Here is a 19,058-nt window from a genome sequence, read left to right as displayed (position 1 = left end):
ACCCGGTGACGGCATCGCCGCCGCAGGGCCGTTATTCGGCGCTGCGAAGCAGTTCGTTGATGCCCACTTTGCTGCGGGTCTTGGCATCCACCTTCTTGACGATGATGGCGGCGTACAGGTTGCATGAGCCGTCGGAGGAGGGCAGGGTGCCAGATACCACTACCGAGCCAGCCGGAACCCGGCCGTAATGCACTTCGCCGGTCTCACGGTCGTAGATGCGGGTGCTCTGCCCCAGGTACACGCCCATGGAGATCACCGAACCTTCCTCGACAATCACCCCTTCCACCACTTCGGAACGGGCGCCGATGAAGCAGTTGTCCTCGATGATGGTAGGGCTGGCCTGCAGCGGCTCCAGAACGCCGCCGATGCCAACGCCACCGGACAGGTGCACGTTTTTACCAATCTGGGCACAGGAGCCAACGGTGGCCCAGGTATCCACCATGGTGCCGGAGTCGACGTAGGCGCCGATGTTGACGTAGGAGGGCATCAGCACGGTGTTGCGGCCGATGAAGGCTCCCTGGCGTACGGTGGCCGGCGGCACCACACGAATGCTCTCTTCGCGGAAACGGGCGTCATCGTAGTCGGCAAACTTCATCGGTACCTTGTCGAAGTAGCGGGTTTCACCGCCCTCCATCACCTGGTTGTCGAACAGGCGGAATGACAGCAGCACCGCTTTCTTCAGCCACTCATTGACCACCCACTGACCGTCCCGTTTCTCTGCAACCCGTGCCTGGCCTTTATCCAGCATCTCCAGGGCGATTTTGACATCGTTCACCAGGCCGGCATCGGCATTGGCTGGGGTGATGTCGGCGCGCTGTTCGAAGGCGGCCTCGATACGTTGTTGCAACTCGGTCATGAAACTTATCCTCTGAATTTATTCGGTGGTTAGTGCCTGGGTAAGGGAGTCCCGGAACTGATTTTGCTGATCCGGTGTCAACGGCAGGCCGTCGTCATTGGCCAGCATAAACAGATCTTCGGCTTTCTCCCCAACGGTGGTGATTTTGGCCGAGTGGATGGTGAATCGGCACTGATCCACCACCTGGCCAATTCGAGCCAGCAAGCCGGGGGAGTCCAGGGTGATGATTTCGACCATGGAACCCTGTTTGCGCTTGCCGGGAAGAAAATTCACCTGCGTACGAACCTTAAACTGTCGCATACGCCTTGGCAATGGCCGTTGCCGCACTTTTGCCGGTGTCGGTGATAACAACATACGGGTCAGGCTATTGCGGATGCTGTTGATGCGTGATGGGTGTACCACCCGGCTGCCGTCCTGCTCAAGAATCACGAAACTGTCGAGGGCGTAGCCATCTTTGGAGGTGAAAATCTGCGCGTCATGAACGATGACGTTCTTGCCGTCGAGCACCGCCATCACGGTGGCAAACAGGCCAGGGCGGTCACGGCAATAGACAAACAGCTCGGTGCCGGCACTGCTTTCGTGCTCGGCCATGGTCACCAGGGGCTGCTCATCCTTGCGTTCCAGCAGGGCCTGGGTGTGGTTGCACACCTGCAGTGGACTGAACCTGAGGAAGTAGTCGGCGGAGAACCGGTGCCACAACGGGGTGACGTCCGCTTCGACAAACCCCAGTTTCGACAGCTGGTACAGGGCCTTATTCTGATGCTCGCGAATGCGGGCGCGGGTGTCTACCGGTTTCTCCAGGCCATTGAGCAGCATGCCGCGGGTACTCTGGTACAGCTGCCTGAGCAGCGAGCCCTTCCAGCTGTTCCACAGGTTGTCGTTGGTGGCACAGATGTCGGCCACCGTCAGGCAGTACAGGTAGCTGAGGCGGGTGGTATCACTGACCGCCTCGGCAAAGGTCTGAATCACCTCGGGATCATTGATGTCGCGGCGCTGGGCGGTCACCGACATCAGCAGGTGGTTTTGTACCAGCCAGGCCACCAGGCGACCGTCGTGGTCATTGAGGTTGTGTAACTGGCAGAACTGCAGGGTGTCGACGGCGCCCAGCTCACTGTGGTCGCCGCCGCGGCCCTTGGCGATATCGTGGAAGATTGCCGCCAATACCAGCAGCCCCTTTTTCGGCAACTGGTCGATGAGTACGCTGCCCAGGGGGAAGATCTCTTTGTGGGCCGGGTCGGCAAAGCGGTCGATGAACTGCAGCAATCGGTGGGTGTGTTCGTCGACGGTGTAGGCGTGGAACAGGTCGAACTGCATCTGGCCGACGATCTGTTGCCAGGCCTTGAGGTAGGTGCCGAGGATGCCGTGGCGGTGCATCAATGACAGTGCCTTGATGCCGTTGGCGTGCCGCAGGATCGCCATAAACTGGCTGCGGCATTCCGGGCGCTCACTCAGGGGCTGTTTCTGGCGTCGGCGGGCGTTGCGCAGTAGCCGCAGGGTCGGAGCGGCCACCACCTCGATCTCGGCATTCCGAGCGCAGTGGCTGAACAGGGTCAGAATCTTGTCCGGTTGCTCGAACACGCCCTCATGGCGCACGGCGATGTAGCGGCCCATGCGGCAGAAGTCCTGGTCCAGGTTGACCGGGTCGTCGCGGTTGGCCAGGTGCGGCAACATTTCGCCCTTGAACAGCTGCAACAGCATCTGATTCAGTTCTCGCACCGCTCGAATGGTTCGGTAATAGCGCTTCATCATCTGCTCGACCGGCAACTGGGTACCCTGGGTGTAGCCCAGCAGTTGAGCCACCTTGGGTTGATGATCGAACAGCAGCCGGTCTTCCGGGCGGCCGGCGGCCGAATGCAGGGCGAAGCGCAGTCGCCACAGGAAATTGCGGCAGGTGTTGAGCTCTTCCAGTTCCTCGCGGGCCAGGAAGCCATGAGACACCAGGTCGGCCATGCAGGAGGCGTTGAAGTGGCGCATCGCCACCCAGGTGATGGTCTGAATGTCCCGCAGGCCGCCGGGGCAGGCCTTGATATTGGGCTCCAGGTCAAAGCCCGAGGACTTGGCGTGCCGACTGCGCTGTTCATCCCGCTTGGCCAGGTAGAACTCCGAGATGGGCCAGAAATCGGCACTGGCGAGCCGTTGTTGCAGCTGCTGATACAGCGCGATATCGCCACACAGGAAACGGGACTCCAGCAGGTTGGTGGCGATGGTGACGTCGCCGCAGGCCTGTTCAAAGGTCTGCTCTACCGATCGAACCGAGTGACCCACATCCAGCTTGCTGTCCCACAGGGTGGTCAGCAGGGTGCCGATGGCCTCCTCGGTGGCCTGCTCACACTGTTCGGTGGTCAGCACCAGCAGATCGATGTCGGAGTGAGGGTGCAACTCGCCGCGGCCGTATCCGCCGACGGCAACCAGTGCCGTCTGACAGGGGGGCACCTGGTGCTGCTGCCACAGCTGCTGCAGCAGGGTGTCGATCTGATGTGAGCGTTCCGCTAACAGCACGCCAATGGCGTCGCCCTGGGCAAACTGCTGTTGCAGCTGTTCACGTTGCTGTTGCAGCTGCTGGCGGATGTCGATGGGAGTGAGGGCGGTGTTGTCGGGCTTCATGCCGGTGTGGTGTCCTGATGATGAGCTGGGCCCGCATTGAACGGGCCCAGGCTGAGGGCCAGTTAGCTGTGTGAGATCACCCGTTCCAGGGTTTCGTCACTGCGCAGGGTCAGTACTTCGACGCCGTCGTCGGTCACCAGCAGGGTGTGTTCCCACTGGGCGGACGGTTGGCCATCTTTGGTGGTGACTGTCCAGCCGTCTTTCTTGTTCAGTTTGCAGCGGTAATCGCCGGCATTGACCATCGGCTCAATGGTAAAGCACATGCCGGCCTGCAGGGTCAGCTTGGTGCGGTTGCGGTAGTGCAGAATCTGTGGCTCTTCGTGGAATTTGGCGCCGATGCCATGACCACAATAATCGCGGACGACGGAGAAGCCCTCTTTTTCGGCGATGGGCTGAATCACGGCGCCAATTTCGCTCATGCACAGCCCGGGGCGTACCTGGCGAATGGCGGCGTACAGAGAGTCCTGAGCGACCTGGACCAACTTTTTGTTGCGCAGCGGCGTCTGGCCGATGATGAACATCTTCGAGGTGTCACCGTGGTAGCCGTCTTTGATGACGGTGATGTCGATGTTGACGATGTCACCCTCTTTCAGCTTCTTATGCGATGGAATGCCGTGGCACACCACCTCGTTGACCGAGATGCAGGTGGCCTTGGGGTAGCCATGATAATCCAGAGGGGCCGGAATCGCCTCTTGCACGTCGGTGATGTACTGATGGCAGATCTCATCCAGTTCACCGGTGCTGACGCCCTTTTGCACATGGGGGGTGATCATCTCCAGTACATCGGCCGCCAGTTTGCCTGCGACGCGCATTTTTTCGATCTCTTCCGGGGTTTTTATAACGATGGTCATTGGTCTACTCTTCTATCGAAAACTCGGTGGCGTGGCACACACTTAAGTTGAGCTTTGCTGCTCAGTATGGTATAAAGCGCGCCGGCTCTGTTGAGTCGTGATGGAACCCGGGCTGAATGGCCTGCGGGTCGCCACGCGAACAATGGCGTCTATTATATCGTTAATTTGTTATTAAACCACACACGTATCGGCACATGGTCCGGGGTGCCCCTCGGGGTCGGGTCATGGGATGCGTGGAGGCTTAACCCCGAACTATTATTGAGGAATATCATGGCAACTGTATCCATGCGCGACATGCTGAAGGCCGGTGTGCACTTCGGTCACCAAACCCGTTACTGGAACCCTAAGATGAAGCCTTTCATCTTCGGCGCTCGTAACAAGGTTCACATCATCAACCTGGAATCTACCGTTCCTATGATGAACGAAGCTCTGGCTTTCCTGGGCAACGTTGCTTCTAAGAAAGGTAAAATCCTGTTTGTTGGTACCAAGCGCGCTGCAGGTCAGAGCGTTAAAGAATCTGCACAGAAGTGTGACCAGTTCTACGTAGACCACCGCTGGCTGGGCGGCATGCTGACCAACTGGAAAACCGTTCGTCAGTCCATCAAACGTCTGAAGGATCTGGAAGCTCAGAGCCAAGACGGTACCTTCGAAAAGCTGACCAAGAAGGAAGCGCTGATGCGCACCCGTGAAATGGTTAAGCTGGAGAAGTCTCTGGGCGGTATCAAGAACATGGGCGGCCTGCCTGACGCGATCTTCCTGATCGACGCCGAGCACGAGCACATCGCCATCAAAGAAGCCAACAACCTGGGCATCCCAGTAGTTGCTATCGTTGATACCAACTCCAACCCAGACGGCATCGACTACGTTGTTCCTGGTAACGACGATGCTATCCGTGCTATCCAGCTGTACACTAACGCTGTTGCTGAAGCTGTTACCGAAGGTCGTAACCAAGACCTGGCTGTTCAAGCTGAGCAAGACGGTTTCGTAGAAGCTGAATAAGCATAATAAGGCGTGAGTTTACTCGCCCCTTATTAACCAACAGATATTGGTTAACAGGGGCCCTCGTGGCCCCTGTTTTTTTACGCATTTAAGACGCAAGTCATAGAGGAATTGGACATGGCAATTACCGCTGCCCTGGTTAAAGAGCTGCGCGACCGCACTGGCGCTGGCATGATGGATTGTAAGAAAGCCCTGGTAGAAACCAACGGCGACATCGAACTGGCCATCGAGAACATGCGTAAGTCCGGCCAAGCTAAAGCTGCTAAGAAAGCCGGCCGTATTGCTGCTGAAGGTGTGATCATTGTTAAGAGCAATGACGGCCTGGCGGCAATGGTTGAAGTGAACTGCGAAACTGACTTCGTAGCTCGTGACGAAAACTTCCTGGCTTTCGCTAACAAGGTTGCAGACGTTGCTCTGGCCGGCAAAATCGACAACATCGATGCGCTGAACGCGGCTGAGCTGGACGGCAACACCGTTGAAGTGACCCGTGCTAACCTGGTTGCTAAAATCGGCGAGAACATGAACGTACGTCGTGTTGTTCTGGTTGAAGGCGCTAACCTGGGTGCTTACATCCACGGTGGTAAGATCGGTGTAGTTGCAGCCCTGAACGGCGGTGACGAAGCCCTGGCGAAAGACATTGCAATGCACGTTGCAGCGTCCAACCCACAGTTCGTTAAGCCTGAAGACGTTGATGCCGACGTTGTCGCCAACGAGCGCCGCATCCAGGTTGAGATCGCGGTTAACTCCGGCAAGCCTCAAGAGATTGCCGAGAAGATGGTTGAAGGCCGTATGAAGAAGTTTACCGGTGAGATCTCTCTGACTGGTCAGCCTTTCGTTAAGGACCCATCCATGAACGTTGGCAAGCTGCTGAAAGACGCCGGCGCTGACGTAGCCACTTTCGTACGTCTGGAAGTAGGTGAAGGTATCGAGAAAGCTGAAGAAGATTTCGCTGCAGAAGTAGCGGCTCAAATCGAAGCAGCCAAAAAGGCCTAAGGCCCGCGATAACCTTTGATACAGACCGCGGCGAATTGTCGCGGTCTTTTAGCATTCAGGACACAGAAAATGAGCACCAATCCAAAACCGGCTTTCCGACGCATTTTGTTGAAATTGAGTGGCGAAGCACTCCAAGGCGAAGAAGGCTTTGGCATCGACGCCAAAGTATTAGACCGTATGGCCCAAGAGATCAAAGAGTTGGTCGAACTGGGTATTCAAGTTGGATTGGTTATTGGCGGCGGTAACCTGTTCCGCGGTGAAGGCCTGGCGAAAGCGGGCATGAACCGGGTAGTGGGCGATCACATGGGCATGTTGGCGACCGTGATGAACGGCCTGGCGATGCGTGATGCCCTGCACCGTGCGTATGTGAACGCCAGACTGATGTCTGCCATTCCTCTTAACGGCGTGTGCGATAACTACAACTGGGCCGAGGCCATCAGCCTGCTCAAGCAAGGCCGGGTGGTGATTTTTTCCGCCGGTACCGGTAACCCATTTTTTACCACCGATTCCGCTTGCTGCCTGCGTGGCATTGAGATTGAGGCCGATGTGGTACTCAAGGGCACAAAAGTAGATGGTGTTTACTCCGATGATCCGGTTACTAATCCGGACGCAGTGAAGTATGATAAAATCACCTACAACGAAGTTCTCGAAAAAGAACTGAAAGTCATGGACCTGTCGGCCTTTACCCTGGCCCGCGACCATGACCTGCCTTTGATGGTCTTTAATATGAACGAGCCAGGTGCGCTGCGCCGGGCCGTGATGGGGGAAGCCAACGGCACCCTGATCACCAACAATCTGTAAGATTGACACTGAGTTGACACCGTAAGGAAGTTCACCGTGATTAACGACATTAAGAAAGACGCAGAAGTGCGTATGGAAAAGAGCGTAGAAGCCTGCCGTACCCAGATGGCTAAGGTTCGTACTGGCCGCGCTCACCCTAGCCTGCTGGATACTATCGTAGTTTCCTACTATGGTGCCGATACGCCACTGAAGCAGGTGGCCAACGTGGCCACTGAAGATTCCCGCACCCTGGCGGTAACCGTATTCGACCGCACCATGATTCAGGCGGTAGAGAAGGCGATCATGGCCTCCGATTTGGGTCTCAACCCCAACTCTGCTGGCGCCACCATTCGCATTCCACTGCCTCCACTGACCGAAGAGCGTCGTAAAGACCTGGTGAAAGTGGTTCGTGGCGAAGCCGAAAACGGCAAAGTGGCCATCCGTAACATTCGCCGTGACGCCAACTCCGACATCAAAGATCTGGAGAAGGAAAAAGAGATCGGTGAAGACGATGCCCGCAAAGGCGAAGATGAAATCCAGAAATTGACCGACAAGTACGTGAAGATGGTCGATGCAGTGCTGGCTGAGAAAGAAGCCGAGCTGATGGAGATCTAAGCAGACGCCTTAGTTTGCTAGTGATTTGACGCCGCGTTTGGATATACTACGCGGCGTTTCTGTTTTTAATGGTCAGGATTTTCTTCCCATGCTCGTCAGTAGTGATTCGACAAGCCCGGCATCCTGTGTGCCACTCCCGCAGCATATTGCTATCATCATGGATGGCAATGGCCGCTGGGCCGAGGCCAAAGGCCGCCCCCGGGTCTCCGGACATCGGGCTGGGGTGAAGGCCGTCAGAGAAGCGGTACGGGTGTGTCGAAAACATGGTATCAAGGCGTTGACCTTGTTCGCGTTTTCCAGTGAAAACTGGCGTCGTCCGGAGCGTGAGGTCGCATTATTGATGCGGCTGTTTATGACGGTGCTGTCCCGTGAGGTAAAGTTGCTTCGCAACAACGATGTACGCCTTAAAGTCGTTGGCCACACCGACGCCTTTAGTCCAGAGTTGCAGCAACGCATTCGTAAGGCGGAGGCGATGACCGCCGACTGTCAGGGATTGGTGCTGAACGTGGCCGCCAACTATGGCGGTCGATGGGACATGCTGCAGGCAACCCAGAAAATTGCCCTGGCGGCCAGCCGCGGTGAGCTGGACGTGGAGCAGATCGATGAGGACACCATCGCCCGGCAACTGACCATGTCCGATCTGCCGGAGGTGGATCTGTTGGTGCGCACCGGCGGTGAGCATCGCATCAGCAACTTTATTCTGTGGCAGGCGGCCTATGCCGAGCTGGTGTTCAGCCCGGTATTGTGGCCCGATTTCGGCGAGCAGGCACTGGATGATTGCCTCAACGAGTTTGCCGGTCGACAGCGCCGGTTTGGGCAGACCAGTGCCCAGGTCGAGGCTCAATAACAAGATTAAAATACCCTAAGAGGTTAGTTTTTTGCTTAAGCAACGAGTGTTAACTGCCATCCTGCTGCTTCCTGCAGCGCTGGCCGCAATTTTTCTTCTTCCGGTCGGTGGCTTTGCCATCGCCATCGCATTGGTGATGCTGCTGGCTGCCAAGGAGTGGGGCAGCTTCATTCAACCCGGTGACCGTCTGGTCCAGGTGAGCTTCACCCTGTCTATCGCCGTGCTACTGGCGGCTCTGACCTTCATCATGCCGGTGGATTTGATGTGGAATCAACAGCAGTTGCATCCGCTGGCGGAGATCATCCTGCAGGCTGGCGGTTTGTGGTGGCTGGTGGCTCTGGGGCTGGTGGTGACCTACGTGCGTTCGGTGCGGATGTGGCACCATTCCATGGTGCTCAAGGCGGTGTTTGGCCAACTGACACTGATTCCGGCCTTTGTGGCGATGATGGTGCTGCACAGCCTCAACCAGGGGGAAGACCCGCTGTTCGGGTCCTACCTGGTGTTGGCGGTATTTTTGATTGTCTGGGGTGCCGATACCGGCGCCTATTTCTTTGGCCGCGCTTTTGGAAAGCACAAGCTGGCTCCCCACGTGAGCCCGGGTAAGACCATCGAGGGGCTGCTGGGCGGCCTGCTGGTGTGTGTGCTGCTGGCCATTGCCGGCTGGCAGTGGTTGCCCAACAACGGTTTTGTGCCGGTGCTGGCGGTGGTGCTGGTGACGGCGCTGTCTTCGGCGTTGGGAGACCTGTCTGAGAGCATGTTTAAGCGCAGCGCCAATATTAAGGACAGCGGCCGACTTCTTCCCGGTCATGGTGGTATCCTAGATCGTATCGACAGCATCACCGCGGCCATGCCGGTGTTTGCCCTGCTGTACCTGTATTGGTGGATGTAGTAAATGCAAAAACTTGCGCTGTTCGGAGCCACCGGCTCCATTGGTTCCAGCACTCTGGATGTGGTTCGTCGTCACCCCGAACAATTTCAGGTTGAGGTACTGACCGCCCACAGCAACTGGCAGTCGATGCTGGCGCTGTGTCAGGAGTTTCAGCCTGCGGTGGCGGTGATGGTGGACCCACAGGCGGCGCAACAGCTGAGCCAGGCCCTCAAGGGCCAGGCGAACACCGAAGTGTTGGCTGGTGAGCAAGCGCTTACTGATGTGGCGGAGCTGGATTCCGTCGACGTGGTGATGGCGGCCATCGTCGGCGCGGCCGGTCTCAACTCCACCCTGGCGGCGGTGCGCAAAGGCAAGCGTATCCTGCTGGCCAACAAGGAAGCCCTAGTGGTATCCGGGCGGTTGTTTATGGACGCCGTTCGGGAGCATGGGGCGACCCTGCTGCCGGTGGACAGCGAACACAATGCCATCTTCCAGAGCCTGCCCGAAGCGGTGCAACAGCAACTGGGGTATTGCGATCTGGCTGGCAATGGCGTCTCCCACCTGCTGTTGACCGGTTCCGGCGGCCCGTTCCGTACCCGCGACCTGAGCCGTTTCGATGCCATTACCCCCGCCGAGGCCTGTGCCCACCCGAACTGGAGTATGGGGCAGAAGATCTCGGTGGACTCGGCGTCGATGATGAACAAAGGCCTGGAGTACATCGAGGCCCGCTGGCTGTTCAATGCCTCGCCGTCGCAGATTCAGGTGGTGATTCACCCTCAAAGCGTTATCCACTCCATGGTGCAGTACCAGGATGGCTCGGTTCTGGCTCAGATGGGGCAGCCGGATATGCGTACCCCCATTGCCCACAGCCTGTCCTACCCCAATCGAATTGTCAGTGGTGTGGAACCTTTGGATTTCTTCAAGGTCGGACAATTAACCTTTGAAGAGCCCGATTTTCAACGGTATCCCTGTCTGAAACTGGCCATGGATGCTTGTGATCATGGCCAGGAAGCGACCACTGTGGTCAACGCCGCCAACGAACAGGCGGTGGCCGCTTTTCTTCAGGGGCAGATTAAATTTACGGATATCGCCCGGGTCAACAGGTTTTGCCTTGAACAGGCGGATTTGAGCCCACTTACGGATCTGGCCGCGTTGAATGCCTTGGATTCTCAAACCAGGGCCATGGCCAACGGCTGGATAGCCAGGGGAGTGTAATGCTGCAGTTTTTATGGAGTCTTGGGGCCTTTGTGGTGGCCCTGGGGATTCTGATTACCGTTCATGAATATGGCCACTTTTGGGTCGCTCGGCGCTGTGGCGTCAAAGTGGAACGCTTTTCTATCGGTTTCGGTAAAACCCTGCTGCGTCGCGTCGGCAAGGACGGGACCGAGTACACCCTGGCGATGATCCCGCTTGGGGGCTACGTCAAGATGCTGGATGGCCGGGTCGATGAGGTGCCGGCGTCGTTGCAGTCGCAGGCATTCAATACCAAGACGGTGTGGCAGCGCATTGCCATTGTCGCCGCCGGACCGTTGGCCAACTTCGCCTTTGCCATTTTTGCCTTCTACCTGATGTTCCTGATTGGCGTGCCGACGGTGCGCCCGGTCATCGGAGAGGTGGCCCCTCACTCCATCGCCGCCGAGGCACAGATCACGCCGACCAGCATCGTCACCCGAATCGGGGATCGTGACACCGTTGACTGGGAAGCGGTCAACCTCGCTCTGGTAGAGTACATCGGCAATGATGAACTGAGCCTGACTGTGGAGGACGGAAACAGCGGCCGCAGCCGTACCGTCGACCTCGACCTGCGCGACTGGCAGGTTCAGCCGGATAAGGAACCGCTGTTTGTCAGCCTGGGCATGATGCCTTGGCGCCCGGCCATCAGCAATGAACTGGCATTGGTGACCGAAGAGGGCGCCGCCTATGCGGCCGGGGTCCGCGTCGGTGACAAGTTAATGGCCATCGATGGGCAACCCTATCAGGACTGGCTGCAACTGGTGGCTCTGGTGGAGGCCAGTGCCGATACCCCGATGGTGCTGACGCTGCAACGGGAGTTCAACAGCCTGGAGGTCACCGTGGTGCCCCGAGGGGAGCCGGGCGCGGATGGCAAGCTGGTGGGTAAGATTGGCGTGTCACCCCGGGCCGAGTCCTGGCCAGAGGAATACCGCATCGATTTGAGCTACGGCGTACTGGATTCAGTGATGCCGGCGTTGCAGCGAACCGGGCAATTGGTGGAGCTGACGGTAAAAACCATTGGTAAGTTGTTTACGGGCGACCTTGCGGTGAGTAACCTAAGTGGCCCGATATCCATTGCCCAGGGCGCCGGCAGCTCGGCGGGATACGGTTTGGTGTATTTTCTTGGTTTTCTGGCATTGATCAGTGTGAACCTCGGCATCATCAACCTGTTGCCCCTCCCTGTCCTCGACGGTGGCCATCTGCTGTATTTCGCAGTGGAAGTGCTGACCGGCAAGCCGGTACCGGAAAAAATTCAAGATTTTGGCTATCGCATCGGCTCGGCGCTGGTGTTGATGCTGATGATTATCGCTATCGTCAACGACGTAGCACGACTGTAGGCCCAAGGAATAATAAGAATCTTCGTCTATGAGACTGAATAAAATTATGGCATCGATGGTATTCATCGGTGCGGCCATCACGGCACAAGGGCACGCTGCAGGCTTTGATGCCTTTGTGGTAGAAGATATTAAGGTTGAGGGACTACAGCGGGTAGCCCTGGGTGCTGCGTTGCTGAATCTGCCCATCAAAGTGGGGGATCAGGTTGATTCCGTCACTCTGCAGCGGGCCATCAAGGCGTTGTACGCCTCCGATAACTTTGAGGACATCTCGGTGTCGCGGGACGGCGATGTGCTGATGGTGGCGGTGAAAGAGCGGCCGACCATCTCCAGCATCGTGTTTGAAGGCAACAAAGACATCAAAGACGAGCAGCTGCAGGAGAGTCTGGACGGGTCGGGCATTAAGACCGGCGAGCCTTTGGACCGCACCTTGCTGACCGAGATCGAATCCGGTCTGCAGGACTTCTACTACAGCGTCGGTAAATACAACGCCAAAGTAGACGCGCAGATCGTCACGCTGCCGCGCAACCGGGTCGAGCTGAAGCTGAAGTTCACCGAGGGCGACGCCGCCGACATCCATCAAATCAACATCGTCGGAAACACCGTTTATCCTGATGACGAGCTGATCGGCCTGCTGGAGCTGACCGATTACGTGGCCTGGTGGGATTTCTTCGGCGATCGTCGCTATCAGAAGCAGAAGCTGGAAGGGGACCTGGAGTCTCTGACCTCCTACTACAACGACCGCGGCTACCTGAAATTCAAGATCGATTCCACTCAGGTGGCGATGACGCCGGATAAGACCGGGCTGTACGTCACCATCAACGTGGAAGAGGGGGAGCAGTACACGGTTAAGGACATCAACCTGACCGGTGAGTTGCTGGGTAAGGATGAACTGCTGAAATCCCTGGTGCCCATCGAGACCGGTGAGATGTACAACGGCGGTGAAGTGACCTTTACCGAGGAGCTGATCGGCAAGTTCCTCGGCCGTTACGGCTATGCCTATCCCCGGGTGAGTACTTACCCTGAGGTGGATGAGGAGACCAAAGAAGTTACCCTCAACATCAACATCGATCCCGGCAAGCGAATCTACGTTCGCAGTGTCAGCTTCTCCGGCAACAACGTCACCAAAGACGAAGTGCTGCGCCGGGAGATGCGCCAGATGGAAGGCGCCTGGCTCAACAGCCGTTCGGTGGAACTGTCCAAGGAGCGTCTGAACCGTCTGGGCTTCTTCGAGACGGTGGAGACCGAAACCACGCCGGTGCCGGGCAGTGATGACCTGGTGGATGTCGCCTTTAAGGTGAAAGAGCAGCCTTCCGGCTCGTTTAACTTTGGTGTTGGCTACGGTACCGAGAGCAAGCTGAGCCTGCAGCTGGGTGTGTCTCAGAGTAACTTCATGGGGACCGGTAACAGCGTCGGCATCAACCTGAACAACAACTCGTACCAGAAGGACATTAACTTCTCCTACCGCGACCCGTACTTCACCAAGGACGGAGTCAGCCTGGGGGGCAGCATCTACTGGTCCGAGTTTGACGCCGATGAGTACTACCTGGAGTCCTATAAGAATAACTCCTACGGTGGGGGCTTCGACCTGTCCTGGCCGCTGAACGAATACAACCGATTGGGTGTGGGCCTGTTCTATCGCCACAACGAACTGTCGGAAGTGTCGCCGTATCAGCAGGTGATTAAGTTCTACAACATCTATGGCGATGCCAGTAACTCCGGCAGCAAGATTGCGTTCAACAACTACGAAGTGAACGGCAACTGGACTCGCAGTACCCTGAACCGGGGCACCTTCCCGACCTCGGGTAACAACCAGAAGTTCTTTGCCAAGGCCACGATTCCTGGCAGCGACATTCAGTACTTCAAGTTGAGCTTTGACACCAGCTTCTACTTCCCGCTCAACCGGACCCACGACTGGGTGTTCCTGACCCGGGGTAAACTGGGCTATGGTAACGGCTACGGCCAATACAAGGGCCAGGACAACATCCTGCCGTTCTGGGAAAACTTCTACGCCGGTGGTTCCACCATTCTGCGAGGCTTTAAGACCAACTCCGTGGGTCCACGAGCCTTCTACCTGACCGGTGACGGTACCCCATGCATTCCGGATCCGAACGGCGGCTTCGGAGGCTGTAATTTGCCGGGTGATCCTGATACCGTAGCGGTTGATACCGGTCGTTCCATCGGTGGTAACGGCATCGCCACGTTGAGTGCCGAGCTGATTATCCCGACTCCGTTCCTGGATGAGTCGTACAAGAACTCGGTGCGAACCAGTTTCTTCGTCGATGCCGGTAACGTATGGGACACCGAATTTGATTACGAAAGCTACCGGGCATTGCCCCAGTCTGAGTTCGAGAAGATTCAGGATTACTCCGATCCGATGCGCATTCGAGCGTCGGCCGGCTTGTCGGTGCAGTGGTTGTCCCCCATGGGGCCCATGGTGTTCAGTCTGGCCAAGCCGATCAAAGAGTACGAAGGGGATGACAACGAAGTGTTCTCCTTTAACATTGGTCGAACTTTCTAAACCCGATGCTCGATGGCACTGGGATAAAATACAGAGGATAGAAACTTGAAGAAGTTAATGACAATTGCCCTGATGATGGCAGTAATGGCACCTTCGGCCTGGGCTGAGAAGATTGGCGTGCTGGACATGCGGGCCATTATGGCGCAATTGCCTCAGGCGGAAGCAATGATGCAGGGTCTGCAGAATGAGTTCTCCGAGCGTGTTGCCGCGGTACGTAAGATCGAAACCGAGCTGAAGACACTGGCTGAAAAGCAGCAGAAAGATGCCCTGATCATGACCAATGAGCAGAAGACCGAACTGAGCCGTCAGCTGGAAAGCCTGAATGCAGACTACCAGCTGAAAGGCAAGGCGCTGCAGGAAGACATGAAAAAGCGTCAGAACGAAGAGCAACAGAAGTTGCTGATGAAGGTGCAAACCGCCATCAACAGCGTTGCCGAAGCGGAAAAGTTTGACATCATTCTTCAGCGCGGCGCCGCGGTTTACGTGAACGACGCTGCCGACATCTCTGCCAAAGTGGTCGAAGCCGTAGGTAAAGGCAACTAACAGTATGACAAGCAAAACCCTGACGGAGCTGGCCTCACTGGTCGGCGCTACCGTTAAAGGGGACGGCAATAAAGAGGTGGCCCGCGTGGCCACCTTGGATAACGCCGGCCCGGATCACATCTCCTTTCTCGCCAACAGCAAGTATCGCAAGCAGTTAGACCACACCGCCGCCGGGGCGGTGATTTTGTCTGAGGCTGACAGTGACGCTTACTCTGGCAATGCGCTGATCGCAGCCAATCCCTATGTCTGCTTCGCCCGAATCGCCCAGATTCTGGATACCACACCGATGGCCGCCGATTGCGTTCATCCGTCGGCGGTGATTGATGCCAGCGCCCGCCTCGGTACCAATGTGACGGTGGCCGCCAACGCGGTGATTGAAGCCGACGCGGTTATCGGCGACAACGTTCAGATTGGTGCCGGTTCGGTGGTCGGACGGGGCGCCCACATTGGTCAGGGCACTCGCCTGTGGGCCAACGTCACTCTGTATCATGGCGTCGAACTGGGGCAGGATTGCATCATTCATTCCGGTGCGGTGATCGGATCCGACGGCTTTGGTTATGCCAATGAAGCCGGTCAGTGGATCAAGATTCCCCAGGTGGGCAGCGTGCGCATCGGTAACCGGGTTGAGATTGGCTCCAATACCTCCATCGACCGTGGTGCCATCGACGACACCGTGATTGAGGATGGGGTGATCATCGATAACCTGTGTCAGATCGCCCACAACGACATCATTGGCGCCCATACCGCCATTGCCGGTTGTTCGGTCATTGCCGGCAGCACCAAGATTGGTCGTCACTGCATCATCGGTGGCAACTCCGCCATTGCCGGTCACATTGAACTGGCCGATGGCGTACAGATTACCGGGATGTCCCGGGTGAGTAAGGGGCTGCGTGAAGCCGGCGTCTACTCCTCCGGTTCGCCCATTCAGGACAACAAGTCCTGGCGTCGCAACTCGGTTCGCATGCGTCAACTGGATGATATGCATCAGCGCCTGCGCGAGTTGGAAAAACAGCTGCCGGATTCCGAGCAGGATCAATAACCGTTTTTGGAGACGACTTTGTCTGAGCAATTAAACTCCATGGAGGTCAATGAAATCCTCCAATACCTTCCCCATCGCCACCCCTTTATGCTGGTGGACCGGGTGCTGGATTTCGTTCCTGGTGAATCGCTGCACGCGCGCAAGAATGTGACCTACAACGAACCCTTTTTCCCGGGTCATTTCCCCGCGGCTCCGATTATGCCCGGTGTGCTGATCCTCGAGGCTCTGGCCCAGGCGTCTGCCATTTTGGCCTTTAAGACCTACGGCAAGAAAGAGAACGAACTGTACCTGTTTGCCGGCATCGATAACGCCCGCTTCAAGAAGCCGGTGGTGCCAGGGGATACTCTGGATCTGCACATCGAGTTCATTAAGGATCGTCGCGGCATCGGCTTCTACGCCGCTCAGGCGAAAGTGGATGGTAAAGTTGTCTGTACCGCAGACCTGATGTGCGCCAAGCGAGAGGCTTAATATCGTGATCGATTCTCAGGCGATTGTTCATCCCGATGCCAGCATCGGTGAAAATGTCACCATTGGACCATTCAGTTACATCGGCCCGGGCGTTAGCATCGGTGACGACACCTGGGTGAGCGCCAATGTAGTGATTAAAGGCCCTACCAGCATCGGTAAGGGCAATAAGATTTTCCAGTTTGCGTCCATTGGTGAAGAGTGCCAGGACAAGAAGTTCGCTGGCGAGCAAACCCGTCTGGAGATTGGCGATAACAACGTGTTTCGCGAATGCTGTACCGTTCACCGTGGCACGGTTCAGGATCAGGGGCTGACCAAAATCGGTTCCGGCAACCTGTTTATGGCCTATACCCACGTGGCCCATGACTGTGTGGTTGGCGATAACGTCATTATGGCCAACAACGCCTCCATTGCCGGTCACGTGCATGTGGGTGATAACGCCATTCTCGGCGGCATGACCGGCGTGCACCAGTTCGTTAAGATTGGCGCCCATGCCTTTACGGCTGGCTGCTCTCTGGTGCTGCAGGACGTGCCTCCCTACGTGATGGCTTCCGGCCAGAGCGCGGTGCCACGGGGCATCAACAGCGAAGGCTTGAAGCGCCGTGGCTTTAGTAAAGAGGCCATCGCCGCCATTCGTAAGGCTTACAAATTGCTGTACCGCAGCAGCTTGACCACCGCCGAGGCCCTGCCTCAGTTGCGGGAACTGGCGGAGAGCTTCCCCGAGGTGGCCTTTATGGCCGACTTCGTTGAGCAATCCAGCCGTGGCATCGTTCGATGAGGATGGTTGATTGAGCCAACTGACCATAGCCATTGTCGCCGGGGAACTCTCCGGCGATATTTTAGGTGCCGGCCTGATGCAAGCCATTCGCCGGCGTCACCCCGATGCCCGGTTTGTCGGCATCGGCGGCCCCAAGATGCAGGCCATTGGCATCGAAAACCTGGCGGACATCGAAGATCTGTCGGTGATGGGGCTGGTGGAGGTGCTGGGCAGCCTGCCGAAGCTGATGGGAATCAAGAAGACCGTCATCGACACCATGATCGAGCGTCGTCCCGACGTGTACATCGGTGTCGATGCGCCGGATTTCAACCTGCGCATCGAGGCGCCGTTGAAGGCCGCCGGCATTGCCACGGTGCACTACGTCAGCCCGTCAGTATGGGCCTGGCGGCCAAAGCGAATCTTTAAGATCGCCAAGGCCACCAACCTGGTGCTGTCGCTGCTGCCGTTTGAAAAGGCGTTTTACGACCAGTATCAGGTTCCCTGCCATTTTGTCGGCCATACCCTGGCGGACGAGATTCCCCTGGTCAGCGATCAGGGCCAGGCCCGGCAGGCGCTGGGACTGGATGGGGAGGCTCAGGTACTGGCGCTGTTGCCGGGCAGTCGCGGTGGTGAGATGAAGCGTCTCAGTGCGCCGTTTCTGGAGGCCGCCCGCTTGCTGCGGCAGTCGCATCCGCAGTTGCAGATCGTGGTGCCGCTGGCCAACGAGGCGCGTCGACTGCAGTTCGAAGCCCTGAAGGCGGAACTGGCCCCGGAACTGGAGCTGACCCTGGTTGAGGGCCAGTCACGTACCGTGATGGCCGCCAGTGACGTGATTCTGCTGGCGTCCGGTACCGCAACCCTGGAAGCGATGCTGGTGAAGCGACCAATGGTGGTGGCCTATAAGCTGGCGCCGCTGACTTATCGCATTGCCCAGCGGCTGATGAACATCGACCGCTTCAGCCTGCCCAACCTACTGGCCGGGCGCGACCTGGTGCCGGAGCTGATTCAGCATGATTGCACCGGCCCGCAGCTGGCCGAACAGGTGCGTGGTTATCTGGACGGTGACAATGGCGAGCTGCTGGATACCTTTACCCGCATGCACACCGAGCTGCGCCTGGATGCCTCCGAGCAGGCAGCGAAGGCGGTATTGACCCTGATTGGAGCCGATCATGATTGAGTACATTGCCGGCGTCGATGAAGTGGGCCGTGGCCCCTTGGTGGGGGACGTGGTGACCGCCGCGGTGATCCTCGATCCCGACAACCCCATCGACGGGCTGCGGGATTCAAAAAAGTTGTCCGAAAAAAAACGCAACGCGCTGTTCATCGAGATTCAGGAGAAGGCACTGGCGTGGCACGTAGGCCGTGCCAGCGTGGCCGAAATCGACCAGTTGAATATTCTCCATGCCACCATGCTGGCGATGCAGCGTGCGGTGGCCGGATTGACGTTGACGCCGACGCTGGTGCGAGTGGATGGCAATCGCTGCCCGGATTTTGGCGGCTTGGCGGCGGAAGCCCTGATCAAGGGCGATGACAAGGAGCCGGCCATCAGTGCCGCTTCGATTCTGGCCAAGGTGGTCAGAGACGGCGAAATGTTGGCGCTGGACCGCCAGTATCCCCAATACGGGTTTGCCCAGCACAAGGGGTACCCCACCAAGGTACACCTCGAGCAGTTGGCCGCCCTGGGGGCCACGCCTTTTCACCGAACCAGTTTTAAACCGGTGCGACGCGCACTGGGTCTGGAGTAAACGAACAC

At 57.5% G+C, this 19,058-nt stretch carries 18 protein-coding genes; 15 read left to right on the top strand and 3 right to left on the bottom strand.

The window, feature by feature from the left end; translation table 11 throughout:
• Positions 1–31: 31 nt before the first annotated feature.
• The 3 genes from dapD to map all read right to left on the bottom strand — a co-directional run bounded on the left by dapD (position 32) and on the right by map (position 4,311).
• The gene (gene dapD / locus J8Z22_RS17520; RefSeq protein ID WP_028112078.1) at positions 32–856 is read right to left on the bottom strand and encodes a 2,3,4,5-tetrahydropyridine-2,6-dicarboxylate N-succinyltransferase; all 825 of its coding nucleotides are present in this window, start codon (positions 854–856) and stop codon (positions 32–34) included.
• Positions 857–874: 18 nt separating this feature from the next.
• A complete protein-coding gene (glnD, locus tag J8Z22_RS17515) occupies positions 875–3,460 on the bottom strand; it encodes a [protein-PII] uridylyltransferase (RefSeq protein WP_252007253.1) in 2,586 nt (861 codons plus the stop codon).
• Positions 3,461–3,522: 62 nt separating this feature from the next.
• Positions 3,523–4,311, bottom strand: coding sequence for a type I methionyl aminopeptidase (gene map / locus J8Z22_RS17510; protein WP_252007251.1), 789 nt, complete (start codon positions 4,309–4,311; stop codon positions 3,523–3,525).
• Between the two features lie 270 nt (positions 4,312–4,581).
• Here map and rpsB point away from each other — a divergent pair, with 270 nt between their 5' ends.
• The 15 genes from rpsB (at position 4,582) to rnhB (ending at position 19,050) form a co-directional block, all read left to right on the top strand.
• Positions 4,582–5,310: a 30S ribosomal protein S2 gene (gene rpsB, locus J8Z22_RS17505; protein WP_028112075.1), complete on the top strand. Its 729-nt coding sequence runs from the start codon at positions 4,582–4,584 to the stop codon at positions 5,308–5,310.
• Positions 5,311–5,427: 117 nt separating this feature from the next.
• Positions 5,428–6,303: a translation elongation factor Ts gene (gene tsf / locus J8Z22_RS17500; RefSeq protein ID WP_028112074.1), complete on the top strand. Its 876-nt coding sequence runs from the start codon at positions 5,428–5,430 to the stop codon at positions 6,301–6,303.
• A 69-nt stretch (positions 6,304–6,372) separates the two neighbouring features.
• On the top strand, positions 6,373–7,104 hold the full coding sequence (pyrH, locus tag J8Z22_RS17495; RefSeq protein WP_028112073.1) for a UMP kinase: 732 nt from the start codon (positions 6,373–6,375) through the stop codon (positions 7,102–7,104).
• A 36-nt stretch (positions 7,105–7,140) separates the two neighbouring features.
• The gene (frr, locus tag J8Z22_RS17490) at positions 7,141–7,698 is read left to right on the top strand and encodes a ribosome recycling factor (RefSeq protein WP_028112072.1); all 558 of its coding nucleotides are present in this window, start codon (positions 7,141–7,143) and stop codon (positions 7,696–7,698) included.
• An 88-nt stretch (positions 7,699–7,786) separates the two neighbouring features.
• Entirely contained in the window at positions 7,787–8,545 is a 759-nt protein-coding gene (uppS, locus tag J8Z22_RS17485; protein ID WP_028112071.1) for a polyprenyl diphosphate synthase, read from the top strand.
• A gap of 31 nt (positions 8,546–8,576) precedes the next feature.
• Positions 8,577–9,434 (top strand): phosphatidate cytidylyltransferase, encoded by an 858-nt coding sequence (locus J8Z22_RS17480; protein ID WP_028112070.1) that lies wholly within the window; start codon positions 8,577–8,579, stop codon positions 9,432–9,434.
• A gap of 3 nt (positions 9,435–9,437) precedes the next feature.
• Positions 9,438–10,628 (top strand): 1-deoxy-D-xylulose-5-phosphate reductoisomerase, encoded by a 1,191-nt coding sequence (gene ispC / locus J8Z22_RS17475; protein ID WP_252007249.1) that lies wholly within the window; start codon positions 9,438–9,440, stop codon positions 10,626–10,628.
• Positions 10,628–11,983 carry a sigma E protease regulator RseP gene (gene rseP / locus J8Z22_RS17470; RefSeq protein WP_028112068.1) on the top strand — a complete coding sequence of 452 codons (1,356 nt, stop codon included), beginning with the start codon at positions 10,628–10,630 and terminating at the stop codon, positions 11,981–11,983. The genes ispC and rseP overlap by 1 nt, the downstream gene beginning before the upstream one ends.
• Positions 11,984–12,011: 28 nt before the next feature.
• Positions 12,012–14,501, top strand: a complete 2,490-nt coding sequence (gene bamA / locus J8Z22_RS17465; protein ID WP_028112067.1) for an outer membrane protein assembly factor BamA — start codon at positions 12,012–12,014, stop codon at positions 14,499–14,501.
• 57 nt (positions 14,502–14,558) lie between these two features.
• Complete coding sequence (locus J8Z22_RS17460; RefSeq protein ID WP_035415443.1) at positions 14,559–15,044, top strand: OmpH family outer membrane protein; 486 nt, start codon at positions 14,559–14,561, stop codon at positions 15,042–15,044.
• 4 nt (positions 15,045–15,048) lie between these two features.
• Complete coding sequence (lpxD, locus tag J8Z22_RS17455) at positions 15,049–16,083, top strand: UDP-3-O-(3-hydroxymyristoyl)glucosamine N-acyltransferase (RefSeq protein WP_028112065.1); 1,035 nt, start codon at positions 15,049–15,051, stop codon at positions 16,081–16,083.
• Between the two features lie 18 nt (positions 16,084–16,101).
• Complete coding sequence (fabZ, locus tag J8Z22_RS17450) at positions 16,102–16,551, top strand: 3-hydroxyacyl-ACP dehydratase FabZ (RefSeq protein ID WP_028112064.1); 450 nt, start codon at positions 16,102–16,104, stop codon at positions 16,549–16,551.
• Between the two features lie 4 nt (positions 16,552–16,555).
• Complete coding sequence (gene lpxA / locus J8Z22_RS17445; RefSeq protein WP_028112063.1) at positions 16,556–17,326, top strand: acyl-ACP--UDP-N-acetylglucosamine O-acyltransferase; 771 nt, start codon at positions 16,556–16,558, stop codon at positions 17,324–17,326.
• A 10-nt stretch (positions 17,327–17,336) separates the two neighbouring features.
• The gene (lpxB, locus tag J8Z22_RS17440) at positions 17,337–18,482 is read left to right on the top strand and encodes a lipid-A-disaccharide synthase (protein ID WP_252007247.1); all 1,146 of its coding nucleotides are present in this window, start codon (positions 17,337–17,339) and stop codon (positions 18,480–18,482) included.
• Positions 18,475–19,050 (top strand): ribonuclease HII, encoded by a 576-nt coding sequence (rnhB, locus tag J8Z22_RS17435; protein ID WP_035415441.1) that lies wholly within the window; start codon positions 18,475–18,477, stop codon positions 19,048–19,050. Before lpxB ends, rnhB begins: the two co-directional genes overlap by 8 nt.
• Positions 19,051–19,058 lie beyond the last annotated feature (8 nt).

Origin of the sequence: Ferrimonas sp. SCSIO 43195, from assembly GCF_023716685.1 — a bacterium.
Classification (GTDB): Bacteria; Pseudomonadota; Gammaproteobacteria; order Enterobacterales; family Shewanellaceae; genus Ferrimonas; species Ferrimonas kyonanensis.
The sequence above is the reverse complement of the archived record's forward strand: the minus strand, read 5'-3'. Positions and strand labels throughout refer to the sequence as shown.